Annotated in this window: 20 protein-coding genes; 5 read left to right on the forward strand and 15 right to left on the reverse strand. The window is 58.4% G+C overall.

Annotated features, from left to right (window positions below):
• Positions 1–393: 393 nt before the first annotated feature.
• The 3 genes from SIB56_RS04945 to SIB56_RS04955 all read right to left on the reverse strand — a co-directional run bounded on the left by SIB56_RS04945 (position 394) and on the right by SIB56_RS04955 (position 1,621).
• Positions 394–912, reverse strand: a complete 519-nt coding sequence (locus SIB56_RS04945; protein ID WP_413325994.1) for a hypothetical protein — start codon at positions 910–912, stop codon at positions 394–396.
• Positions 913–1,067: 155 nt separating this feature from the next.
• Entirely contained in the window at positions 1,068–1,364 is a 297-nt protein-coding gene (locus SIB56_RS04950) for a hypothetical protein (RefSeq protein WP_413325996.1), read from the reverse strand.
• On the reverse strand, positions 1,364–1,621 hold the full coding sequence (locus tag SIB56_RS04955; protein ID WP_413325998.1) for a hypothetical protein: 258 nt from the start codon (positions 1,619–1,621) through the stop codon (positions 1,364–1,366). The genes SIB56_RS04950 and SIB56_RS04955 overlap by 1 nt, the downstream gene beginning before the upstream one ends.
• Before the next feature lie 97 nt (positions 1,622–1,718).
• Between SIB56_RS04955 and SIB56_RS04960 the strand changes: the two genes are divergently transcribed.
• Positions 1,719–2,486, forward strand: a complete 768-nt coding sequence (locus tag SIB56_RS04960; RefSeq protein WP_413326000.1) for an SDR family oxidoreductase — start codon at positions 1,719–1,721, stop codon at positions 2,484–2,486.
• Between the two features lies 1 nt (position 2,487).
• On the opposite strand, the gene dnaG is transcribed toward SIB56_RS04960, so the two are convergent.
• Positions 2,488–4,581, reverse strand: coding sequence for a DNA primase (gene dnaG / locus SIB56_RS04965; protein ID WP_413326003.1), 2,094 nt, complete (start codon positions 4,579–4,581; stop codon positions 2,488–2,490).
• A 207-nt stretch (positions 4,582–4,788) separates the two neighbouring features.
• Between dnaG and SIB56_RS04970 the strand changes: the two genes are divergently transcribed.
• Positions 4,789–5,712 carry a DMT family transporter gene (locus SIB56_RS04970; protein ID WP_413326006.1) on the forward strand — a complete coding sequence of 308 codons (924 nt, stop codon included), beginning with the start codon at positions 4,789–4,791 and terminating at the stop codon, positions 5,710–5,712.
• Here SIB56_RS04970 and SIB56_RS04975 read toward each other — a convergent pair.
• From SIB56_RS04975 to SIB56_RS04985, 3 genes are all read right to left on the reverse strand, one after another.
• Positions 5,685–6,086: a hypothetical protein gene (locus SIB56_RS04975; RefSeq protein ID WP_413327139.1), complete on the reverse strand. Its 402-nt coding sequence runs from the start codon at positions 6,084–6,086 to the stop codon at positions 5,685–5,687. The genes SIB56_RS04970 and SIB56_RS04975 overlap by 28 nt on opposite strands.
• Before the next feature lie 224 nt (positions 6,087–6,310).
• On the reverse strand, positions 6,311–6,679 hold the full coding sequence (locus SIB56_RS04980) for a DUF2834 domain-containing protein (protein ID WP_413326008.1): 369 nt from the start codon (positions 6,677–6,679) through the stop codon (positions 6,311–6,313).
• Between the two features lie 139 nt (positions 6,680–6,818).
• Positions 6,819–6,998: a hypothetical protein gene (locus SIB56_RS04985; protein WP_413326010.1), complete on the reverse strand. Its 180-nt coding sequence runs from the start codon at positions 6,996–6,998 to the stop codon at positions 6,819–6,821.
• Between the two features lie 639 nt (positions 6,999–7,637).
• Between SIB56_RS04985 and ruvA the strand changes: the two genes are divergently transcribed.
• The 3 genes from ruvA to SIB56_RS05000 are packed head-to-tail and all read left to right on the forward strand — an operon-like array spanning position 7,638 to position 9,014.
• On the forward strand, positions 7,638–8,285 hold the full coding sequence (gene ruvA, locus SIB56_RS04990; RefSeq protein WP_413327142.1) for a Holliday junction branch migration protein RuvA: 648 nt from the start codon (positions 7,638–7,640) through the stop codon (positions 8,283–8,285).
• Between the two features lie 55 nt (positions 8,286–8,340).
• Positions 8,341–8,610 (forward strand): 30S ribosomal protein S15, encoded by a 270-nt coding sequence (gene rpsO, locus SIB56_RS04995; RefSeq protein ID WP_413326012.1) that lies wholly within the window; start codon positions 8,341–8,343, stop codon positions 8,608–8,610.
• Positions 8,611–8,636: 26 nt separating this feature from the next.
• Positions 8,637–9,014, forward strand: a complete 378-nt coding sequence (locus SIB56_RS05000; protein ID WP_413326014.1) for a PAM68 family protein — start codon at positions 8,637–8,639, stop codon at positions 9,012–9,014.
• An 11-nt stretch (positions 9,015–9,025) separates the two neighbouring features.
• On the opposite strand, the gene SIB56_RS05005 is transcribed toward SIB56_RS05000, so the two are convergent.
• The 8 genes from SIB56_RS05005 to trpD all read right to left on the reverse strand — a co-directional run bounded on the left by SIB56_RS05005 (position 9,026) and on the right by trpD (position 19,058).
• A complete protein-coding gene (locus SIB56_RS05005; protein ID WP_413326016.1) occupies positions 9,026–12,547 on the reverse strand; it encodes a DNA polymerase III subunit alpha in 3,522 nt (1,173 codons plus the stop codon).
• An 89-nt stretch (positions 12,548–12,636) separates the two neighbouring features.
• Positions 12,637–14,100: an Asp-tRNA(Asn)/Glu-tRNA(Gln) amidotransferase subunit GatA gene (gene gatA, locus SIB56_RS05010; protein ID WP_413326018.1), complete on the reverse strand. Its 1,464-nt coding sequence runs from the start codon at positions 14,098–14,100 to the stop codon at positions 12,637–12,639.
• A 58-nt stretch (positions 14,101–14,158) separates the two neighbouring features.
• Positions 14,159–14,404 (reverse strand): DUF1816 domain-containing protein, encoded by a 246-nt coding sequence (locus SIB56_RS05015; protein ID WP_413326020.1) that lies wholly within the window; start codon positions 14,402–14,404, stop codon positions 14,159–14,161.
• 55 nt (positions 14,405–14,459) lie between these two features.
• Positions 14,460–15,980 carry a 23S rRNA (guanosine(2251)-2'-O)-methyltransferase RlmB gene (gene rlmB / locus SIB56_RS05020; RefSeq protein ID WP_413326022.1) on the reverse strand — a complete coding sequence of 507 codons (1,521 nt, stop codon included), beginning with the start codon at positions 15,978–15,980 and terminating at the stop codon, positions 14,460–14,462.
• Between the two features lie 11 nt (positions 15,981–15,991).
• On the reverse strand, positions 15,992–16,402 hold the full coding sequence (locus tag SIB56_RS05025) for a ribonuclease III domain-containing protein (protein ID WP_413326024.1): 411 nt from the start codon (positions 16,400–16,402) through the stop codon (positions 15,992–15,994).
• Complete coding sequence (locus SIB56_RS05030; protein ID WP_413326026.1) at positions 16,399–16,746, reverse strand: STAS domain-containing protein; 348 nt, start codon at positions 16,744–16,746, stop codon at positions 16,399–16,401. The genes SIB56_RS05025 and SIB56_RS05030 overlap by 4 nt, the downstream gene beginning before the upstream one ends.
• Before the next feature lie 88 nt (positions 16,747–16,834).
• Positions 16,835–17,977 (reverse strand): glutamine-hydrolyzing carbamoyl-phosphate synthase small subunit, encoded by a 1,143-nt coding sequence (gene carA / locus SIB56_RS05035; protein WP_413326028.1) that lies wholly within the window; start codon positions 17,975–17,977, stop codon positions 16,835–16,837.
• Positions 17,978–18,011: 34 nt separating this feature from the next.
• Positions 18,012–19,058 (reverse strand): anthranilate phosphoribosyltransferase, encoded by a 1,047-nt coding sequence (gene trpD / locus SIB56_RS05040; protein ID WP_413326030.1) that lies wholly within the window; start codon positions 19,056–19,058, stop codon positions 18,012–18,014.
• Between the last annotated feature and the right edge of the window lie 57 nt (positions 19,059–19,115).

The raw sequence follows: 19,115 nt of genomic DNA on the forward strand, positions 1-19,115 counted from the left end.
CTCAAGTGACCGACTGACACCCAGCTCTTATCGCCTGACGGCATTTATAACTATCAGAAGAGTGAAGATAAACGGTGAGAAAAGTCACTAAAGCATCCCAAAAATGGCCCGAATAGGGGATCACAGATTTGAATCCAGATCCGATGCTGTTAGCGATATGAGGTATCGGTGTGCTTACCGACTGGCATTGGTATAAAGACCTCACTGACGAGCAAAGAAGCTTGTATGAGGAACTGGTCCAGATAGAGACTGAGATCTACCGCTCTCCGCGTGACTGCAAGCAACTGGTCAAAGGTCTTACACGGGTAGGAATTAGAACCCCAAAACAACTCAGAGAATGGTTTATCGCTCTAGCCGAAGCAGAAGATTATTAATCGAAGAAGCGTGAGATTTTCATTGGTTCAAAGCCTCCTCGAATACTGAAGCAACAACTTCTTTGCACATACCTCTAGCAGTGGATGATTCTAAAATGGAGTCATTACGAGATAAACCATCTCCCGTAATCCTACCAGGAGGAACTAATTGCATGGAAAACTTCATGGACGAAGTAAATCCATTCACTGTCCATTCTTCATCAATAATATATGTGCCATTGACAAGTTCAGTTTCATCCCATTGAGAATCTTTTGCCGATTGAACTCGGCTGTTTGCTAAGTCAACCTTGAAATGCGTTGTCACAGTCGTTTCATCTTTCTTTGTAATTTGATTTGACTTAAGGTCTTTTGTTGTCGTGACAGACTTAGTCACGCATTCCAAATAAACAAAGTCATCAGCAATGGCAGGTGATGCTGAGAAAAGCAGAGCACTAAGGAGGGCTGATAATCTCTTCATTACCTTGTCTTGAAGCTTGTTCCAAAAATTAACAAGAACGTCGACAATCAGAAGCCTCCGAGCACAGAAACCAGCTCTCATTTCAGCGGCAACTGTTAAGCGCAGCAGGTCTCACTCAGTACACAACAAAGTAAAAACACTGAAAGAAACACCAAACGACAGCAGAGGAGGGGATTTTTCCAACTCTTTTCCAACCCATTGAATACGCGTCAGATCCGAGACCAAAAAATCAAACCTTACTTCGGACAAACCAATTGCACTGCATTGGATCTGGAGGAAAACAAGAGCACAAAATCATCTCCATGGCCATTGAGCCCGGTTTGCTCACGCAGCAGATCAGTGCTGGCAAGCGCAAGACCACAGGTCTCGCAGAACAAAACCGGCAAAGTGTCATCGCTGCCCTGCATCGCCTGAAGATCGAGAGCCTGCCGCACCGCGCGCTGCGAACGTTCGAGGCCGAGCTTCTCCACAAGTGATGGCCAGAGATCGTTCACTGGCGCGCTGGCCGCAAAATCAATGGATAGAGAAGACATCAGACAGGCAGCTGTTCAATGGCCACCACAATCATCTGCGCTGTCACCTCAATCACTTCCAGAGGGTCCTGATTATCGAGATAGGCATCAAATGAAGGAAATCGCTCGATTCTCGGAGCAGCCTCCTCGACCGCACAAGCTGCAATCCAGTCGTTGTCGTCAGGCTTGACGGTCACGAAAGCCTGCAGAGCTTCCTGCAGATCACCGCCATCACCGATGCCCTCACCATGCCAGAACGCTTCGAAGAATTCAGACAAAGAACTCCAGACGCAATCTTTCCGATCATGCCGCCGTGAAGGTCTGCTGCCCAGTGCCTGAAAGCTCAAGAATGACCGTTTAGGCACGCACCAAACCATGCAGAATTCGCTGTTCGGGCTGGACGGCCAGGTGGCCCTGGTCACGGGATGTCGCCGCGGGATCGGACTGGCCATGGCAGATGCACTGGCAGAGGCAGGTGCAGACATCATTGGGATCAGCGCGACACTGAATCCGAGCAACAGCGCGGTTGGGGAGGCGATCCGCAGGCGAGGTCGCCGGTTCTACGGTTATCGATGCGACCTGAGGGACCGCAATGCCGTCGACCTTGTGCTGGAGGAGGTGCTGAGCCAGCATCCGGTGATCGATGTGCTGGTGAACAACGCCGGCATCGTGCGGCGATCACCGGCTGAGGATCACAGCGATGCGCTCTGGGACATGGTGCTGGAGGTCAACCTCAGTTCTGCGTTCAGAGTGAGTCGCCGGATCGGCGGATCGATGCTGGCGAATGGCAGGGGAAGCATCATCTCCACCGCCTCGATCCTGAGTGATCAGGGAGGGTTGAATGTGGCCGGCTACGCCGCAAGCAAGGCCGGCCTCGCCAATCTCACCCGCTCACTTGCCAATGAATGGGCTGGACGCGGAGTGAGGGTGAATGCCATTGCACCCGGCTATGTGGACACGGAAATGACTGCGGTTCTTCAGTCGGATCCAGTGCGATCCAGGCAGATTCTGGAACGCATCCCCGCCGGTCGCTTCGGATCCCCTGAGGATCTGCGCGGACCGGTGGTGTTTCTCGCAAGCAATGCCTCGAGTTATGTGCATGGAGAGACCCTGGTTGTCGACGGAGGCTGGATGGGTCGGTGACTCAGCCGTTGACCGATGTGGCAGGTTCTGAGCTTGGTAGCTGTTCCGAGGCGTAACCGGCGCAGCGCTGTTGATCGAGATGCTGAATATGTCGACGTTCGCTGTAATACAACTCCTGAAACCTGAGAGCTTCAGCGTTCAGGTCTTCAAACATCGCGTGGATCCGCTGCTCCATGTCGACGTTTTTGTCATCCGTTGTAGATGAATGCTCATTTTTCTCCTGGTCGATCAACACAGCGATGCAGCGCTCCAGGGTCTGCAACCGCTGCCCGGTCCAGGCCTCCAGCAGATGCCGGCAGCGTTTGTGACTTTTCTGACGCTCCAGCATCGCCGCCGTTCCACGCAGCTGATCCATCGGCCGAGCCAGTGAAACCCGCTGAAGCTCATCCGGTTCGAGCAGGGGTGTGAGACGTGAAACCAGATCACGTTTCTCGAGCAGAAGCTGATCCGTGAGCAATCGCGGCAGATCGAGATCGGCCAGTTCATCGCCGCGATCCTGTCCTCGACTGATTGCCTCCAGACGCACACTGCCGAGATTGCCCTCCTCCAGATCCGTGATGCCTGACCAGAGCAGACGATGGTGCTGCAAAGCGAAATCCTCAAGCTCTCTGCGCCTTAGTTCCTGACGGATTCCAGCCCGATGGTTGGGACAATGCAGATAAAGCAGCAAAATCTCCGCCTCGGAGCGCTCCCGCTGAGAGGCCTCACCTGCTTTCTCATGTCGGGTTGAGCGTCCATGCCAGCGCTGACCCTGCACCTGCTGCCGGAGATCTTCCTCCAGCTGCAGAGCAAGACGCCCCTGTCCTCCGCTGAGGCGCTCGGCCACCTGCTGGATGTAGTGGGTGCGGATGGCGGACTGGGGGAGCTTGCCAAGCAGCGCGACCAGGGAGGACACCGACAGCTGGAACTGATCCGCCTTGCTGAGATCGCGTCCTTCCAGGACCTGTTCGATCTGCCAGTCAAGCCAGAGGGGCGCCTGATCCAGCAGAGCGCGGTAATCACCTGCCCCATGCTCCTTGAGAAATTCATCCGGGTCCTTTCCCGACGGCAGGTGAAGAACACGCAGCTCCAGCTGACCCTGGAGAGCCAGCTGCTCCACCTCACCGATCGCTCTGTTGGCGGCGCGCACGCCGGCGCCATCGGCGTCGAAATTCAGAACGATGCGTTTGCCATCACTGCAGCGACAGAGCTGGGTGATCTGCTGACTGCTGAGGGCCGTTCCCAGGGACGCAACGGAGTTGGTGACACCCGCGGCATGCAGGGCGATCACGTCGAAATAACCCTCCACCACCACCGCTCTGTCGTCCTTGCGGATCGCGGATGAAGCCCGATCAAGCCCAAACAGATGTTTGCCCTTCTCGAACACCTCCGTTTCAGGCGAGTTGAGGTATTTGGGTTCGCTGCCATCCAGGCTGCGACCACCGAAACCGATCACCCGTCCCTGGCGATCACGAATGGGAACGATCACCCGATGGCGAAAGCGGTCATAAAAACCGTTTCCACCCTTGCGGGGCACCACCAGGCCGGCGGCTTCGAGCAGCTCGGGAGCAAGTCCCTCCACCTGCTGCAGATGCTTGAGCAGGCCATCCCACTCATCCGGCGCGTAACCGAGCTCGAACTGATCGAGGGTGGTCTCGCTCAGACCACGCGCCTCGCGCAGGTAGCGAAGAGCCTCAGCACCGGCGTCGGTTCGCAGCTGGGAACGGAACCAGCCCGTGGCGAGTGCCAGCGCACGGTGAAGCTTGTCGCGGCGGGACAGCTGCTGTTTCAGTCGCTCCTGCTGAGGTCCATCGACGGTCTCCACCGGCAGCTGGTAACGACGGGCAAGGTCAAGAACCACCTCGCTGAAGCTCTGTCGCTGGAACTCCATCAGGAACTTGATCGAGTTCCCACCGGCGCCGCAGGAGAAGCAGTAATAAAACTGTTTGGCGGGAGACACCGTCATCGACGGCTTGCTGTCGTCGTGAAAGGGGCAGATCCCGACGTACTCACGCCCCTTCTTCTTGAGCACCACGTGCTCACCGACTACATCAACGATGTCGGCCCGCTCCTTGACGGCCTCGATAGTGCGTGGATGGAGTCGGGGGGTAACCATCAGCCCATTCTGCGAGAGACCACGTTCAACGTCGATCGCGACCTTGATGGAGACTCACGACAAAGATATCCTTGACTTGACCGATCGCATCGTGATGCGCGATCCGGGCTCACTTGTGGATTGAACCGAATCCTGCGCACAGGGTCCTGGCAGGCTGAAGACCAACCGGTGGATGGCATCGTTGAGAACTACCGTGCAGACCGCTGAATGCGAGGACTGCTGACAACCATCCGCGGATCGCAGCGCCCCGAGGAATGGAAGGCCTGCGTCAGTCTGGTCGGCGCGGCTCTGGCCTTCAGTCTGATGACCGTCTGCGTCAAACACCTCGGAGGACGTCTGCCAGTGGCCGAGGTCGTTCTGATTCGCTCGGTGATCAGCCTCGTGATCACACTCACGATGATGTCACTGCTTGGGGTATCGCCCTGGGGGCAGCAGAAAGGGTTGTTGCTGGTGAGGGGAGCGCTCGGCACGGGTGCGCTGCTGATGTTTTTTCACGCCATATCAAGCCTGCCTCTGGCGGCTGCAACCCTTCTTCAGTACACGTATCCGACTCTGACAACACTTTGCGCCTGGGCATTGCTCCGGGAGCCGATCCGCAAGCGGATCAGCCTGGCCGTCGCGCTCGGACTGTTCGGTGTTCTGCTCGTGGTGCAACCGGAATGGGCCGGACAGTCGATGGCCGGGCTTCCTCCTCTCTCAGCATTGATCGGACTCGGTGGAGCACTGTTGACCGCACTCGCCTACGTGAGCGTGCGCCAGCTTTCAGTGCGTGAGCACCCTCTGGTGATCGTGTTCTATTTCCCACTGGTCTCGGTTCCGGCGACCTTGCCGCTGCTGGTGGGAGGGTTCGTTCTGCCCATGGGATCAGAATGGTTATGGCTGGTCGGGGTCGGCCTACTGACGCAGCTGGGACAGGTCTGGCTCACCGAGGGCCTTGCTGCGCTGCCCGCTGCGCGGGCAACCTCGATCAATTACGTGCAGGTGGTGTTCGCCACCCTCTGGGGGGTGTTGATCTTCGCTGAACCGGTGACCGGTACGGTGATCATCGGAGCAATGTGCGTGCTCGGAGCAACGCTAATCAGCCTCAGCGCCAGACAGACCAATCAGGCCGGATCAATCGCCAGGGGATAGGTGATCCAGGTCTGGGAACTGCCGTCATCGGATCCGCTCGGCAAGGCCAGACGCCAGCTCTGACCTCGCTCGCCCCGTTCAAGAAAAAGTTCAAACGGACTATCAACCTTCACCACATCGCCGGGAAGCCGCCAGTCGAAACGACCGATGAGATGAACGCCTTTCTGATCGCCGATACTCAGGCTTTCCTGTTCTTCCAGACGGACACGGGTCACTTCCGGCACCCCCGAAGCCTCCAGATCAAGGGAGCGGGCGATCGCGCTCTGGGTGAGCTGAATCTGCTGACCGAGGGCGCTAAGAATCACACCACGTGGTGGTTGATCTCCGAACGAACAAGACGTCAGACCGACACTGATCAGACCAACAAGCAACATTGCCAGAAACGCATTGCACAAGCTGCGGATGGGGTTAAACATCGAAAAGCGTCCTAAAAAATCAGAAACGTTGATTTCCGTAATTCCGATCAACTGGATACCGTTCATTTCCGCTGCCTGAAGTGATCGTCAAGAAACGTCGAGTCAAGGCTAACTACAATGGTAATGGTGAAGTCGGAACTTCGAACTCTGAAGCCTTGCGTGACTCCACCATTCCCGTCCGGTTACGACTGATCGGATGCTGCTGCTGCCATCATGTTGCGCTCCCTGTTGAACATGAAAAGCCCGAATGAAAACGCAAATGAGACAGCAAAAGTAACGGCTATATAGAGATACCAGAATTTCATCTTCAACCTGATACCTTCAGCCACATAAAAAACGAAGGAAGCAATCAGAACAAGCGTTAGATCAGCTGCAATAAAACCCGCTGACGCATTCGCCCAGACCCCTTGAGAGAACAACTCGACAATTTCAACTGGATCGGTCAGACCGAGAGCTTCGGTTTCCTTGATGAACTTAAAAATGCAATACCAGGGCCAGGCAACACCAGCGAGTGCAGTGGCCCCGTAAAGGGCAAGTCGCAACTTTGCCATGTTTCAGAAATTAATCACTCACAATCTCACACGCTAAGCACCACTCAGGTAACGAAAGCTACAAAGCCTCTGCAGAGAATTCAGTTGCAGGGAATCAACCAAAAATGGATTCACAAAGAAAACATCAAGCAATGACAGTTCAACGATCTGAACCAGCCCAAAGTCCTTCATGAGAATTGTGGAGGGGATGATCAGGATGCTGACGCCCTTCTGCGTAATACAGTTTTTCAGCCATGAGATCGCCGACCATCGGACGCACATCGGATTTCACAGGCAAAGCCAGTAGTGCAAAAGCAGCAAGTGAGGCCAAAAATTTCATTGCATTCACATCGACTTGGATCAGAGTTGATCAACTAGCTGATCAAAACCACCACATTGGAATCAGCAGACATGAATCCAGCTCTGACAGCAGCAGTTGAACAAGCGGTAATGATTTCGAATCAGCTCTCAGACAACAGATTTAGTTTTAATCAGCATCAACGCCGTGTGAAGTGAGGAGAGCCGCCATCGGAGGTACGGTCGAAGCTCTGAACCAGTCGCTTTGCGACAGGCAAGAGACTGAAACAGGGAGTTTGCCTGCAATAGCTTGCCGTCGGTGAACATTCATCCGGGCCGACAGAATCCACCAGACACTGATTCACAGAAACAAAGATATTTTCTGCGGCTGATTCTCAACAGCAAACCAACCGATCATGATCTTCAATGTCACCCTGATCCTGTTTCCAGAACGATGTCAGAAGCAACAAAAAAGGGTGATGAAGGCTTCAATGACCTCCCCCCGAGTGGCATGAGCAGCTGTTGCCCGGGGTGCAGGCCATGAGATCCAGGCAACCATGCAGCCCCCCGAAGTGACCGCAGATCGATCACCGGTTCGCCGAGGAAACTCTGCTGGGGCGCTGAATCCTGCTGCAGCAGGCATCATTGAATGCAGTCAGGAGTCAACAGACAGGAACGTTCGATGATCGGCTGGCTGCAGGGTGAACTGATCGAAACCTGGGAGCAGGCCGGGCGTCGTGGCGTTGTTATGGCCTGTTCAGGCGTCGGATACGAAGTGCAGCTGACCCGACGGGATCAGCCTCCACAGCTATCAGCCACATGCACCCTCTGGATTCATCAGGTGCAGCGGGACGATGGCTCAAGCCTTTACGGGTTCCCCAGCCAGAAAGACCGCGACCTGTTCCGGACGTTGATCGCTGTGAACGGAGTGGGTCCTCAGATGGCTCTGTCACTGCTTGATTGCTGCACGGCAACGGAACTTGTCCAGGCAATCATTGAAGGGGACCTGAAACGGCTGACGCAGGCGCAGGGGGTCGGCAAGCGAACGGCTGAGCGCATCGCTGTGGAACTGCGAGATCGACTGAGCGCCTGGTCGACGGTGACCGATGAGATGCCTCTTTCAATCGTTGACCGCAGCGACCTGAAAGCACTGCCGATTCAGCCCGATTCTCTACAAGAGCTGCAGCTCACGCTCGAGACTCTCGGTTACGAGGACCTCGAGATCCGGCGGGCGATGCGCGCTGTCGCCAGTGGTTCCGATGTGCCGGAAGAGAACGATGGCGAAGGGTGGCTGCGCGCCAGTCTGCGCTGGCTGAGCGAATCAGCCTGAAGGGACCTCGGGAGGGTAAATTAGTTGTTTGCACTGTCAGGGCCAGACGCCGCGCATGTCGCTCGATACCACCGAAAAGCAGCAGCTGATCAACACCCACCAGACCCATGCCACCGACACCGGATCGGCTGAGGTTCAGGTGGCGATGCTGAGCGAGCGCATCTCGAAGCTCAGCAGCCACCTTCAGCAGAACACCCACGACTATTCCTCACGGCAGGGTCTTCTGAAGATGATTGGTCGCCGCAAGCGGCTTCTCAGCTATGTGAGAGGAAGGAGCGAAGAGCGTTACACCAGCCTGATCGCCAAACTGGGCATCCGCGGCTGAGCCGCACCCTGGAATCTGCATCCACCATGGCTGAGAAGCGCGACCCTCTCCCCTTTGAACCGCGTCGTTCAGCCCCAGAGACCGGTCGCAATCAGGCCATCCCAAAGGATGTAGCCAACCGCATGGCCCGACGGGTTGCCATCTCCACCGGAGTGCCATCCGTGATGGGGATGGCTGTTTTTGTGATCAGCTATCTGCTGGTGAGCCGGGGAATCCTTGATATTCCACCCAGCATCACACTGGTGGCTTCAGGCTTGTTCTTTCTGCTTGGCCTGGCTGGTCTCAGCTACGGCGTGCTCTCCGCCAGCTGGGAATCCCAGCCGGGAACATTGCTGGGACTGGAGCATCTGAAGCCCAATCTGCAACGCCTGCGCAGCTCGATCAAAGCTCAGAAACAGAGCTGACCTCGCTCGATTCAATTCATCAACGGGTCACTGCAGCTCACCGTGAATGCACTGTTCTGCAGGTGCCTCTGAGCCGCGGCCACATCCTTGACGCAGAACTGGGGCCCGAGCCGCACATAACGTACTTCGGGGCCTCTGCGCACAGCTGCAACCACAGGAACACGCACACCGAGCTCATCCTGGTCAGGACGGTGGGCCTGGAGACACTCCCTCAGTTTGTGCTGAACAGCCACGTCACTGGCCTGATCAGGATCCAGCTCCACCAACAGCAGTCGCAGATCATCAATCGCGCGACAGTCATCCACGATCAGCTGCACCCGTTCGTCGCGACGGTCCACAGCGGCCCAGACCAGCAGCCTCGCTTCGGCCATGAGGTGATCGGAGAGTCTCGCGTAGCTCTTCGGAAACACAACGGCTTCACACGACCCGGTGAGATCCTCAAGCTGAAGAACCGCCATGCGATCTCCCTTGCGGGTTGTGACCTGGCGCATCTCACTGACCATGGCAATGGCGCTGACCTTCGACTTGTCGGCCTGCTCCTCCAGGCTGCCGAGGCCGATGGGTGCCAGCAGCCGTGCAGGTGCGGTGAGTTGCTTGAGCGGGTGATCTGAGAGATAGAAGCCCACCAGGTCCTTCTCCAGCTTCAGTTTTTCGCTGGGGTGATAGTCCTTGACCGGTGGGGCTTTGGGCGCCAGGCTCAGGTCCGAGCTGCTGTCGGGGGCGTCATCAGCCGGTGCCGCCATCAGATCAAACAGATTGCCCTGTCCACTGGCACGATCCCTCGCCCTAGAGCCGGCCCAGTCGAGCAGAAGATCAAGATCGGCGATCAACTGCGCACGATTGGCCTGAGGCTCCAACGCATCCATCGCACCGCAATGGATCAGCGATTCCAGGCTGCGTCGGTTGAGCACGCTGGAGGGAACACGATCACAGAGATCCGCGAGTGACTGAAATGCACCATCGGACTGCCTTGAGCGGATCAAGGCCCGGATTGCACCATCACCGAGGTTGCGCACCGCTGAGAGGCCGAAGAGGATTCGGCTGTCTCTCGGGGTGAAATCAGTGCCGGAGGCATTGACATCCGGAGGCATCACCTCAATACCCATGGCATTGCAGTTGGAGATGTAGCGCTGAACCTTGTCGCTAGCCCCGGCATTCACCGTCAGCAGGGCAGCCATGTAAGCCACGGGGTAGTGGGCCTTGAGATAGGCGGTCTGGTAAGTCACTGCGCCGTAGGCCGTGGAATGACTTTTGTTGAAGCAGTACTCAGCGAAGAGAACCATCTGGTCGAACAGTTCGTCGGCGACCTTGGCGTCAACGCCTCGCTCCGATGCACCTTTCACGAAGATGCCGCGATGTTTCTGCATCTCGGAGACCTTCTTCTTGCCCATGGCCCGCCGCAGCAGATCCGCTTCTCCAAGTGAATAGCCGGCCAGATCCTGCGCGATGCGCATGATCTGTTCCTGATACACCATGATTCCGTAGGTCTCGCTCAGAATCGGCTCCAGCGTGCTGTGGGCGAAGTCGATCGCTTCACGGCCATGCTTGCGGTTGATGAACTTGGGAATCAGGCCGGCATCAAGTGGACCTGGCCTGTAAAGGGCCAGGATCGAAGAGATGTCTTCCAGAGATGATGGCTTGAGATCACGCACGATCTGGCGCATTCCAGTGGATTCAAGCTGGAAGATGCCCTCCAGGTCTCCTCGGGCCAGCAGGTCAAAGGTACCCTCGTCCTCAGGAGGCAGCTGATCCGGATCGATCCGTTGGCCGCTGGTCTGTTCGACAAGCTCCAGGGTCTTGTCGATCATCGTGAGGTTCTTCAGCCCAAGGAAATCCATCTTCAGCAGACCCATCGACTCCACGTCCTCCATGAAGTACTGGGTGATCACCTGACCATCGTTGTTGCGCTGCAGCGGCACAAGTTCATCGAGTGGATCAGCGGCAATCACCACCCCAGCTGCATGAACTCCAAACGTCTTGTTGGTTCCCTCGATGCGCATAGCCATGTCCACCCAGCGCTTCACGACGGGGTCCTTCTCGTAGCGCTCCTTGAAGTCGGGGTTTGGCGACTGATCGCCGATCATCGCCTTGAGCTTGGCCGGCTTGCCCCGCACCACAGGGATCAGCTTGGCCAGTCGGTCGGCATCGCCATAAGGAATATCCAGCACGCGTGCCACATCCTTGAGCACGGCCTTTGAGGTCATGCGGTTGAAGGTGATGATCTGTGCCACCTTTTCGCCGCCGTAGCGCCGGGTGACATAGTCGATCACCTCGCCGCGGCGTTCGATGCAGAAGTCGGTGTCGATGTCAGGCATCGATTTGCGTTCGGGATTGAGAAAGCGCTCGAACAACAAGCCATTGCTGACCGGGTCGATGTTGGTGATCCCGAGGGCATAGGCCACCAGTGAACCAGCGGCAGATCCACGGCCGGGACCAACGGGAATGCCCTGCTCGCGGGCGAAGCGGATGTAATCCCAGACAACCAGGAAATAGGTGGGAAAGCCCATCTGTTCCATGATCTTGAGTTCATGCAACATCCGCTCGGCATACACCTCCTCGATGGTGTCTGCCGCAGTGAGACCGAGTCGATCACGCAGACCCAGCTCGGTCACCTCCCGCAGGTAGGTGACCGAGGTATGCCCATCAGGAATGGGGAAGCGCGGCATCTGATAGCGGCCGAGGATGTCGTAATCCTCGACTTTTTCAGCAACGGCAACGGTGTTGGCGATGGCTTCCTGCACCACCTCTGGATCAAGGTGATCAGTGAAGAGGTGAGCCATCTCCTCCTCAGATTTGAGATATTCGGTGCCGGTGTAACGGAGGCGCTTTTCGTCGCTGATCAGCTTGCCCGTGAGCACGCACAACAGGGCGTCATGGGCCTCAACATCATTACGGGTCAGGTAGTGAGCGTCGTTGGTTGCAACAACCTTGATCCCCAGTTCCCGAGCGATCTTGACGATCTCCACATTGACGATGCGATCCTCCGGAGACCCATGGTCCTGAATCTCGAGATAAAAGTCTTCACCGAAAACGCTCTGGTACCAGCTGGCAACATCACGGGCCACATCCGGTCGCTCGCGCATGATCGCCTGAGGCACCTCTCCACCCAGACAGGCGGTGGCCACGATCAGTCCTTCGGAATACTCAGCGAGAAGATGCTTGTCGACGCAGGCGCGCGAAAAGATTCCACGGCCACGCATGCCGCGCAGATGACTGATGCTGGTGAGCTTGACGAGATTGCGATAACCGACGGAATTCTTGGCCAGCACGACCAGGTGATAACGACGCTCCTTCTTGGGCTGCGGGTCATCAATCGATCCGTTGATGACATACATCTCATTGCCGATGATCGGCTTCACACCACTGCCCTTGCAGAGCTTCAGCAGCTCGACAGCGCCATACATCACACCGTGATCGGTGAGGGCCAGAGCCGGCATCCCAAGCTCCTTGGCTCTCTCCACCATCTGAGGCAGCTGAGAGGCACCATCCAGAAGGCTGTAGTCGCTGTGGTTGTGAAGAGGAACGAATGCCATGCACCCAGCTTAGGCGCATGCGCAAGATGCAGTGCACACAGAGTTACTCCAACACCAGATGCGGTGTCCTCGAGACTGAACGGATCAACTCAGGCGGGCACAAGTGCGGCCTCAGGCCTGGACTTCATGACATCCGCGGCCTGCTCGTACTGATGCGCAGCCTGAAGCAGACGAGACTCCTCGAGCACGTTGCCGATCAATTGCACTCCGATCGGGAGACCGCCGGAATCGAAGCCGCAGGGAACGCTGATCGCAGGCAGACCAGCGAGATTGGCCGGAATGGTCAGAAGATCGGCCAGATACATAGCCAGCGGATCATCCGCATGGGCACCGTTCCTGAATGCCGTGCCGGGGGCTGTGGGCGTCAGCAGAACGTCAACTGACTGAAACGCGGTGTCGAAATCGCGACGGATCAGCGTTCTCACCTGCTGCGCTTTTTTGTAGTAGGCGTCGACATAACCGGCTGACAGCGCATAAGTGCCGATCAGAATCCGTCTCTGCACCTCGCTGCCGAAACCTTCGGCGCGGCTTCTGGCGGTCATCGCCGCCAGTGAAGCTGCATCCTCGGACCGGTACCCGTATTTCACACCGTCGTAGCGGGCCAGATTCGCGGATGCCTCCGATGGCGCAATCACGTAATAGGTGGCGATGCCGTCATTGAAACGGGGGCAGCTCACATCCACGAGTTCAGCACCGAGGGCCTGGAGCTGATCGGCCGCCGCAAGCACGGAAGCCTTCACCTGCGGATCCAGTCCTGCCTGGTCGAAGCATTCCTTGACCAGACCGACACGCAACCCCTTGATCGGGGTGGACAGTGCTGCGATGTAATCAGGAACCGGAACCTTCAGACAGGTGGAGTCGCGGGGATCCGCGCCAGCCATCACCTGCAGCAGTTCGGCGGCATCCGCAACGGAGGAAGTGAAAGGACCCACCTGATCCAGGGAGCTGGCGAAGGCCACGAGGCCGTAGCGGCTGACCCGTCCATAGGTGGGTTTGAGTCCGACCACACCACAGAAGGAGGCGGGCTGACGAATCGACCCACCCGTGTCGGAACCGATCGAGGCCAGGCACTCACCAGCGGCGACCGCAGCAGCGCTGCCTCCGGAACTGCCTCCCGGCACATGCTCGGGATTCCAGGGGTTGGCGGTGGCACCGAATGCAGAGGTTTCGGTCGATCCGCCCATGGCGAATTCATCCAGGTTGGTCTTGCCCAGAAGCACCGCTCCGGAGGCCCAGAGCCGGTCCGTCACCGTGGATTCGTAAGGCGGCACGAACTGCTCCAGCATGCGACTGGAACAGGTGGTGCGCACTCCCCTGGTGCACAGATTGTCCTTGATTCCCAGTGGGATGCCGGCCAGTGGTGGAAGGTCCTCTCCAGCAGCTCGAGACTCATCGATGCGATCGGCATCGGCGCGAGCACGCTCGGCCGTGACCTCCAGGAAGGCATGCACGCTGGAGTCAACCGCATCAATCCTGGCCAGGTGATGGTCGGTGAGCTCCCTTGCGGACACCTCCCCGTTCGCCAGTTGCTGACGCCATTCGGCGATCGCCATGGTCAGGATTTGCGTGCAGCTGAGACGCTATCAGCCAGATGCGTTCTGAACGCAGCGCTCATCCCTCGGATTCAATCGTGAAGGGTTCGGTACGACGGCAGCGCAGCAGCGAATGGTCCAGTGATGCAGGAGATTCAGAAGCCACATCGCTGAGAAAAGCAGGCAGCTCCCGCTCGAGGGTCGAGCGACGCACAAATGGACCGAACCAGTAGGTGACATCGGGGCCATGGGTCTGAACCCTGGCCCACCAAGCCATTCCTAGACCGTTGGCAAGCGAGCGCATCGGTCGGTTCAGAGGGCCCATGGCGGAGCGTTGAAGACACCGTCATTGTGCACTGATTCAGGGTTGTCGGAAGAATTCAGAGCTCGATGCTGCCGTCGAAGCGAGGTGAGCTGGTCTGCGGAATGCGCTCGATCTGCAGATCAATCGCAGGCACCTGGGACGTCGGAGAGGCAGTTTCAGTCTCATCGGACTGCAGGCTTCCGTCCGCCTCGGATGCTTCCGCAGCCTCCACAGGCGGCTGGGAAAGCTGGGGCCGCACGATCGGCGGGGAGGGATTCTGACCCTGAAGGCCTTTCATCCAGCCGCGCCGTGCGACCTCATAGAGGCAAAGGGCCGTTGCCACGGATGCGTTCAGGCTGGGTGTGACGCCTCGCAGCGGAATACGGATCAACTGATCACAGTGACGCCGGGTGAGCATGGACAGTCCCTGCCCTTCGGATCCTGTGACCACCACGAGCGGGCCTTCGAGATCGACTTCCTCGAGTGTCTGATCACCCTCCTCAGCGAGGCCGACCACGCGGTAACCAGCATCCTTGAGCGTTTCCAGGGACCGGTTCAGATTGACAACCCGGGCCACGGGAAGATGCTCCAGAGCACCGGCGGCCACTTTGGCCACAGATCCCGTGAGACCTGCACTGCGGCGCTGAGGCAGCACCACACCGTGGGCTCCCAACGCTTCCGCGGATCGCACGATTGCACCGAGGTTGTGGGGATCCGTGAGTCCATCAAGAGCCAGCAGCAGAGGTGGTTCATTGAGATCACTGCATCCCTCGATCAGGTCGGGAAGATTCAGAGTGTCCGCGGCTGCGGTCTGCAGTGCGATTCCCTGGTGGACGGCACCGCCGGTCATCTGAGCCAGACGCGCCCAGGTGACCTCCTCCACCAACACTCCAGATGCCTTGGCATCACGTAGAAGCTGCATGAACTTTGGAGCACTCCTCATCTCACCGGTGCACCAGATGCGGTGAATCGGGCGCCCCGCCTCGAGAGCCGCCTGGGTGGCATGTCGGCCCCAGAGAAGATCATCAGCCACAGCATCGACGTCATGAGGACTCGCTTCCCCGCGCGGCTGCTCATCCACCTGGCGATCTTGATGCTGCGGCCGGGGGGAACGCACGCTGCGCGCATCGCCATCACTGAACCTGCGGCCTCCGGAACGACGTTCCGAAAAACGCCTGTCATCGGAGCGACCCTGCTTGGAACGGGGATCACCGCTTCGGCGATCACTGAAGCGCCTGTCATCGGATCGGCGCTCATCGGAACGACGCTCGCCATCACGGCGGTCCTCAAAACGCCGTTTGTCGAATCGACGCTCACCATCGCGGCGTTCGAAACGACCGGACGACCTTGATGGATCCCTCGGTCCTCCTCGGAATGCCCCGTTCCTGCCCTGCCCACGTCCGCGAAAGTCTCCGTCCCGCGATTCACGCCAGGGCGACTCTGACCGGTTTTCGTCTCCATCCCTGCGGCGGGATCCCGTGGGACTGCCTTCAAATCTTGGACGACGACCGCGAGGACCTCCCCGAGACGGTCGACCGCCTGCAGCATCGCCACCGCGTGAGGGACGAGGGGGGCGGCGATCAAAACGGGAGCTCATGGAATCGATGGTTATGACAGGGCTGTTTCGGTCTCCTCGAGTCGATCCAGAAGCTGGGCAAGCCGCGTCGGATTCTGCAGAAAGAGCCAGCCAACCATTGTCTCAAATCCCGTGGCCTTCCCATAAGCAGCGGGGTCAGCGCCACGGGGACCCCGGCCTGCTCGGTTGCGCCCACGGCGCACAAGATCCCTTTCCTCGTCGGTGAGCCAGGGCTCGAGTCGCTGAAGGGCAATCGCCTGGGCATCAGCCCGGACCTCTGCCACCACGGCTTTGTGCAGATCTTTGGATCGCCCGGCCTGCCGGCAGTGCCGCAGACGTTGATGCAGTTCCCAGACGGCATCCCCGAGCCAGGCGAGCTGCAGGGGACCCAGTTCGCTCGAACCGGCCGGGAGGGTTTGTTGAAGCCGGATCCAGTCGCTCAAGCAGCCAGCTGGGTGTAGGCCGTCTCGAGATCATTCACCAGATGAAGGAAGGCTTCGAGTCGAACCAGCTTCACGGTCTGGGTGACACGGGCATTGCCGACAACCACGAAGCTGCGTTTGGCGTCGTTGCACTGCTTGGCCAGCTGCACCAGGGCGCCGAGACCGGAGGAATCGAGAAAGTCGATTTTGCTCAGATCAAAGACAGCCGGGAAGGCGTTGGCCTTGAGGACATCCATCACATAAGTGATGAACTGCTTTTCGGAGTAGGCATCCAGCTGACCGGTGAAGTGAAACACCAGGCAACCATCCTTCTGCTCAAAGCCTCCACGGAGCGAAACCGTCAATCGCTGCAGTTCAGTGATGGGTCCAGACCCCCCAGCTTGCGTCGTCGTCGTGCGAAGTGTAGTGATGGTCTCCGATACAGACCACGCATCAGCGCCGATCTGACATCAGCGAAACGAAACGGGCGAAATGATGGTCGGCATCATGAGGGCCTGGGCTGGCCTCCGGGTGGTACTGCACCCCGAACATCGGTTGCTGACGATGGGCCATCGCCGCCACGGTTCGATCATTGAGATTGAGGTGGGTCACCTCGATGCTGTCCGTTGGAAGACTCTCTGCATCCAGGGCAAAACCATGATTCTGACTGGTGATCTCCACCTGCCCGGTGGTGCCGCAGGGATGGTTGAGGCCGCGATGCCCGTAGCCGAGCTTGAAGGTGGTGCCACCCATGGCCAGCCCCAGAATCTGATGACCGAGACAGATTCCGAACAGGGGGAGATCACGCTGCTGCAGCAGGCCGCAAGCCAGCTCGATTCCATCGCTGACGGCCGCTGGATCCCCCGGTCCATTGGACAGGAACACACCCTCAGGCTGGCAGGCCAGCACGCTCTGCAGATCGGAGGAGGCCGGCATCACCGTGACATCGCAACCATGACTCACCAATCGATCAAGAATGGCGCGCTTGATGCCGAAATCGATCGCAACGACTCGGAAAGGAGTCTCGGATCGATCACTCCGCAGTCGACGGTCGAAATCCACCGCGCAGGATGAAGTCCATCTGTAGGGCTCGGTTGTCGAGACCTTGTCGGCCAGGTTCAGGCCTTCCATCGACGGCGCAGACCGCAACACCTCAAACAGCTCGGTGGCGGAGCGTCCATCCGAGCTGATCACACCGTTCATCGCGCCTGTTTCGCGCAGATGGCGTACCAGAGCACGGGTATCGATTCCATGGATGCCCACAACACCATGCGCACCCAGCCAATCCTGCAGACTCTGGCGGGAGCGCCAGTTGCTGGCCACCGGTGAGAGCTGGCGGGCGATCAGGCCACGGGCGTGTGGTTGCTCCGCCTCCTGATCATCGGGGTTGACTCCGGTGTTTCCCAGCTCGGGATAGGTGAACGTGACCAGCTGCCCGGCATAACTGGGATCGGTCATCACCTCCTGGTAACCGGTCATGCCGGTGTTGAAGACAACCTCACCGACCACACTGCCGCCGGCACCACAGGCCAGACCGGAGAAGACAGTGCCATCGGCCAGCACCAGCAACGCCGACTCCCTGGATGAAGCAGTCATCAGCAGACGAATCCTCTCAACAGCGCTGAAGCACTCATCTTCCCTCGGCGGGGGTCAGCCCCTGCCGCAATTGCTCAAAGCGTTGCCAGGCAAGTCCTTCACTGAGAGCCGAAAGAGCTCTCTGAGCTCCGGATTTCAGATCCATCTCCACACCGGCAACCCAGAGAACCAGTGCGCAGTTGAAAGCGACCACATCAGCCTGGGCCCTCGTGCCGCGGCCCTGGAGCAACTCACTGAGAATGCTCTGATTGCAGACAAGATCTCCGCCGCGCAGTGCATCCAGCGATGCTTCCTGAAGGCCGAGATCCTCTGCCGAAATGCACTCGGAACGCAGCACTCCTTTTTCCAGGATGCGCAGTGAATTGGGTCCCGCCAGCGATGCCTCATCCAGGCCACCTGCACCATGCACCACCACAGCACGTTCCTGATCAAGGCACTGCAGGGCCTCTGCCATTGGATCCAGCAGATCTTCCGTCGCAACCCCGAGCACCTGTCCGTTGGGTCGCAGAGGGTTGACCAGGGGACCGAGCAGGTTGAACACCGTTCGCACCCCCAGACTTCGCCGCAGCGGGGCCAGATTCACAAGAGCGGGATGCCAGGCCGGAGCGAACAGAAACGTGACTCCGGCCTGATCAAGAGCCTCAATCACCTGGCCTGCAGGTGCCTTCAGATGCAGTCCCAGTCCTTCCAGCACATCGGCAGAACCCACCTTGCCGCTGGCACTTCGATTGCCGTGCTTGGCCACATTCGCTCCGCATGCTGCAGCCGTGAATGCAACGGCCGTTGAGATATTGAATGTGTCCGCACCATCACCCCCCGTTCCGCAGGTGTCCACCATCAGCAGATCCGGGCGGGCTCCAGGAAGAGGGCAGGCTTCTCGCAGAATGGAGGCCATCGCACCGAGTTCAGCTCCATTCACTCCACGCGCACGGATCGCAGCCAGGAACGCTCCTGTCTGAACCGGAGTGAGTTCCTCGGAGAGCCAGGCCCGCATCAGTGCCGCTGCCTGGTCGGGAACGAGCACTCCGCCGTTGAGCAGATGCTCCAGTGTCTGGGGCCAGGAAACAGATGGAGAGACCATGGGAAAACAAGGCACGAAGCCTTGGAGATCGACGGACAGAAAAAAGCCCGGGTGCAG

It is taken from the genome of Synechococcus sp. MIT S9503 (assembly GCF_047304175.1).
Lineage (GTDB): Bacteria > Cyanobacteriota > Cyanobacteriia > PCC-6307 > Cyanobiaceae > Synechococcus_C.

Bases quoted from the DNA above. Each gene is read 5' to 3' on its own strand.
- SIB56_RS04945 (WP_413325994.1), bottom strand. From the start codon at position 912: ATGAGAGCTGGTTTCTGTGCTCGGAGGCTTCTGATTGTCGACGTTCTT.
- SIB56_RS04950 (WP_413325996.1), bottom strand. From the start codon at position 1,364: ATGTCTTCTCTATCCATTGATTTTGCGGCCAGCGCGCCAGTGAACGAT.
- SIB56_RS04960 (WP_413326000.1), top strand. From the start codon at position 1,719: ATGCAGAATTCGCTGTTCGGGCTGGACGGCCAGGTGGCCCTGGTCACG.
- dnaG (WP_413326003.1), bottom strand. From the start codon at position 4,581: ATGGTTACCCCCCGACTCCATCCACGCACTATCGAGGCCGTCAAGGAG.
- SIB56_RS04970 (WP_413326006.1), top strand. From the start codon at position 4,789: ATGCGAGGACTGCTGACAACCATCCGCGGATCGCAGCGCCCCGAGGAA.
- SIB56_RS04975 (WP_413327139.1), bottom strand. From the start codon at position 6,086: ATGTTGCTTGTTGGTCTGATCAGTGTCGGTCTGACGTCTTGTTCGTTC.
- SIB56_RS04980 (WP_413326008.1), bottom strand. From the start codon at position 6,679: ATGGCAAAGTTGCGACTTGCCCTTTACGGGGCCACTGCACTCGCTGGT.
- SIB56_RS04985 (WP_413326010.1), bottom strand. From the start codon at position 6,998: ATGAAATTTTTGGCCTCACTTGCTGCTTTTGCACTACTGGCTTTGCCT.
- ruvA (WP_413327142.1), top strand. From the start codon at position 7,638: ATGATCGGCTGGCTGCAGGGTGAACTGATCGAAACCTGGGAGCAGGCC.
- rpsO (WP_413326012.1), top strand. From the start codon at position 8,341: ATGTCGCTCGATACCACCGAAAAGCAGCAGCTGATCAACACCCACCAG.
- SIB56_RS05000 (WP_413326014.1), top strand. From the start codon at position 8,637: ATGGCTGAGAAGCGCGACCCTCTCCCCTTTGAACCGCGTCGTTCAGCC.
- SIB56_RS05005 (WP_413326016.1), bottom strand. From the start codon at position 12,547: ATGGCATTCGTTCCTCTTCACAACCACAGCGACTACAGCCTTCTGGAT.
- gatA (WP_413326018.1), bottom strand. From the start codon at position 14,100: ATGGCGATCGCCGAATGGCGTCAGCAACTGGCGAACGGGGAGGTGTCC.
- SIB56_RS05015 (WP_413326020.1), bottom strand. From the start codon at position 14,404: ATGGGCCCTCTGAACCGACCGATGCGCTCGCTTGCCAACGGTCTAGGA.
- rlmB (WP_413326022.1), bottom strand. From the start codon at position 15,980: ATGAGCTCCCGTTTTGATCGCCGCCCCCCTCGTCCCTCACGCGGTGGC.
- carA (WP_413326028.1), bottom strand. From the start codon at position 17,977: ATGACTGCTTCATCCAGGGAGTCGGCGTTGCTGGTGCTGGCCGATGGC.
- trpD (WP_413326030.1), bottom strand. From the start codon at position 19,058: ATGGTCTCTCCATCTGTTTCCTGGCCCCAGACACTGGAGCATCTGCTC.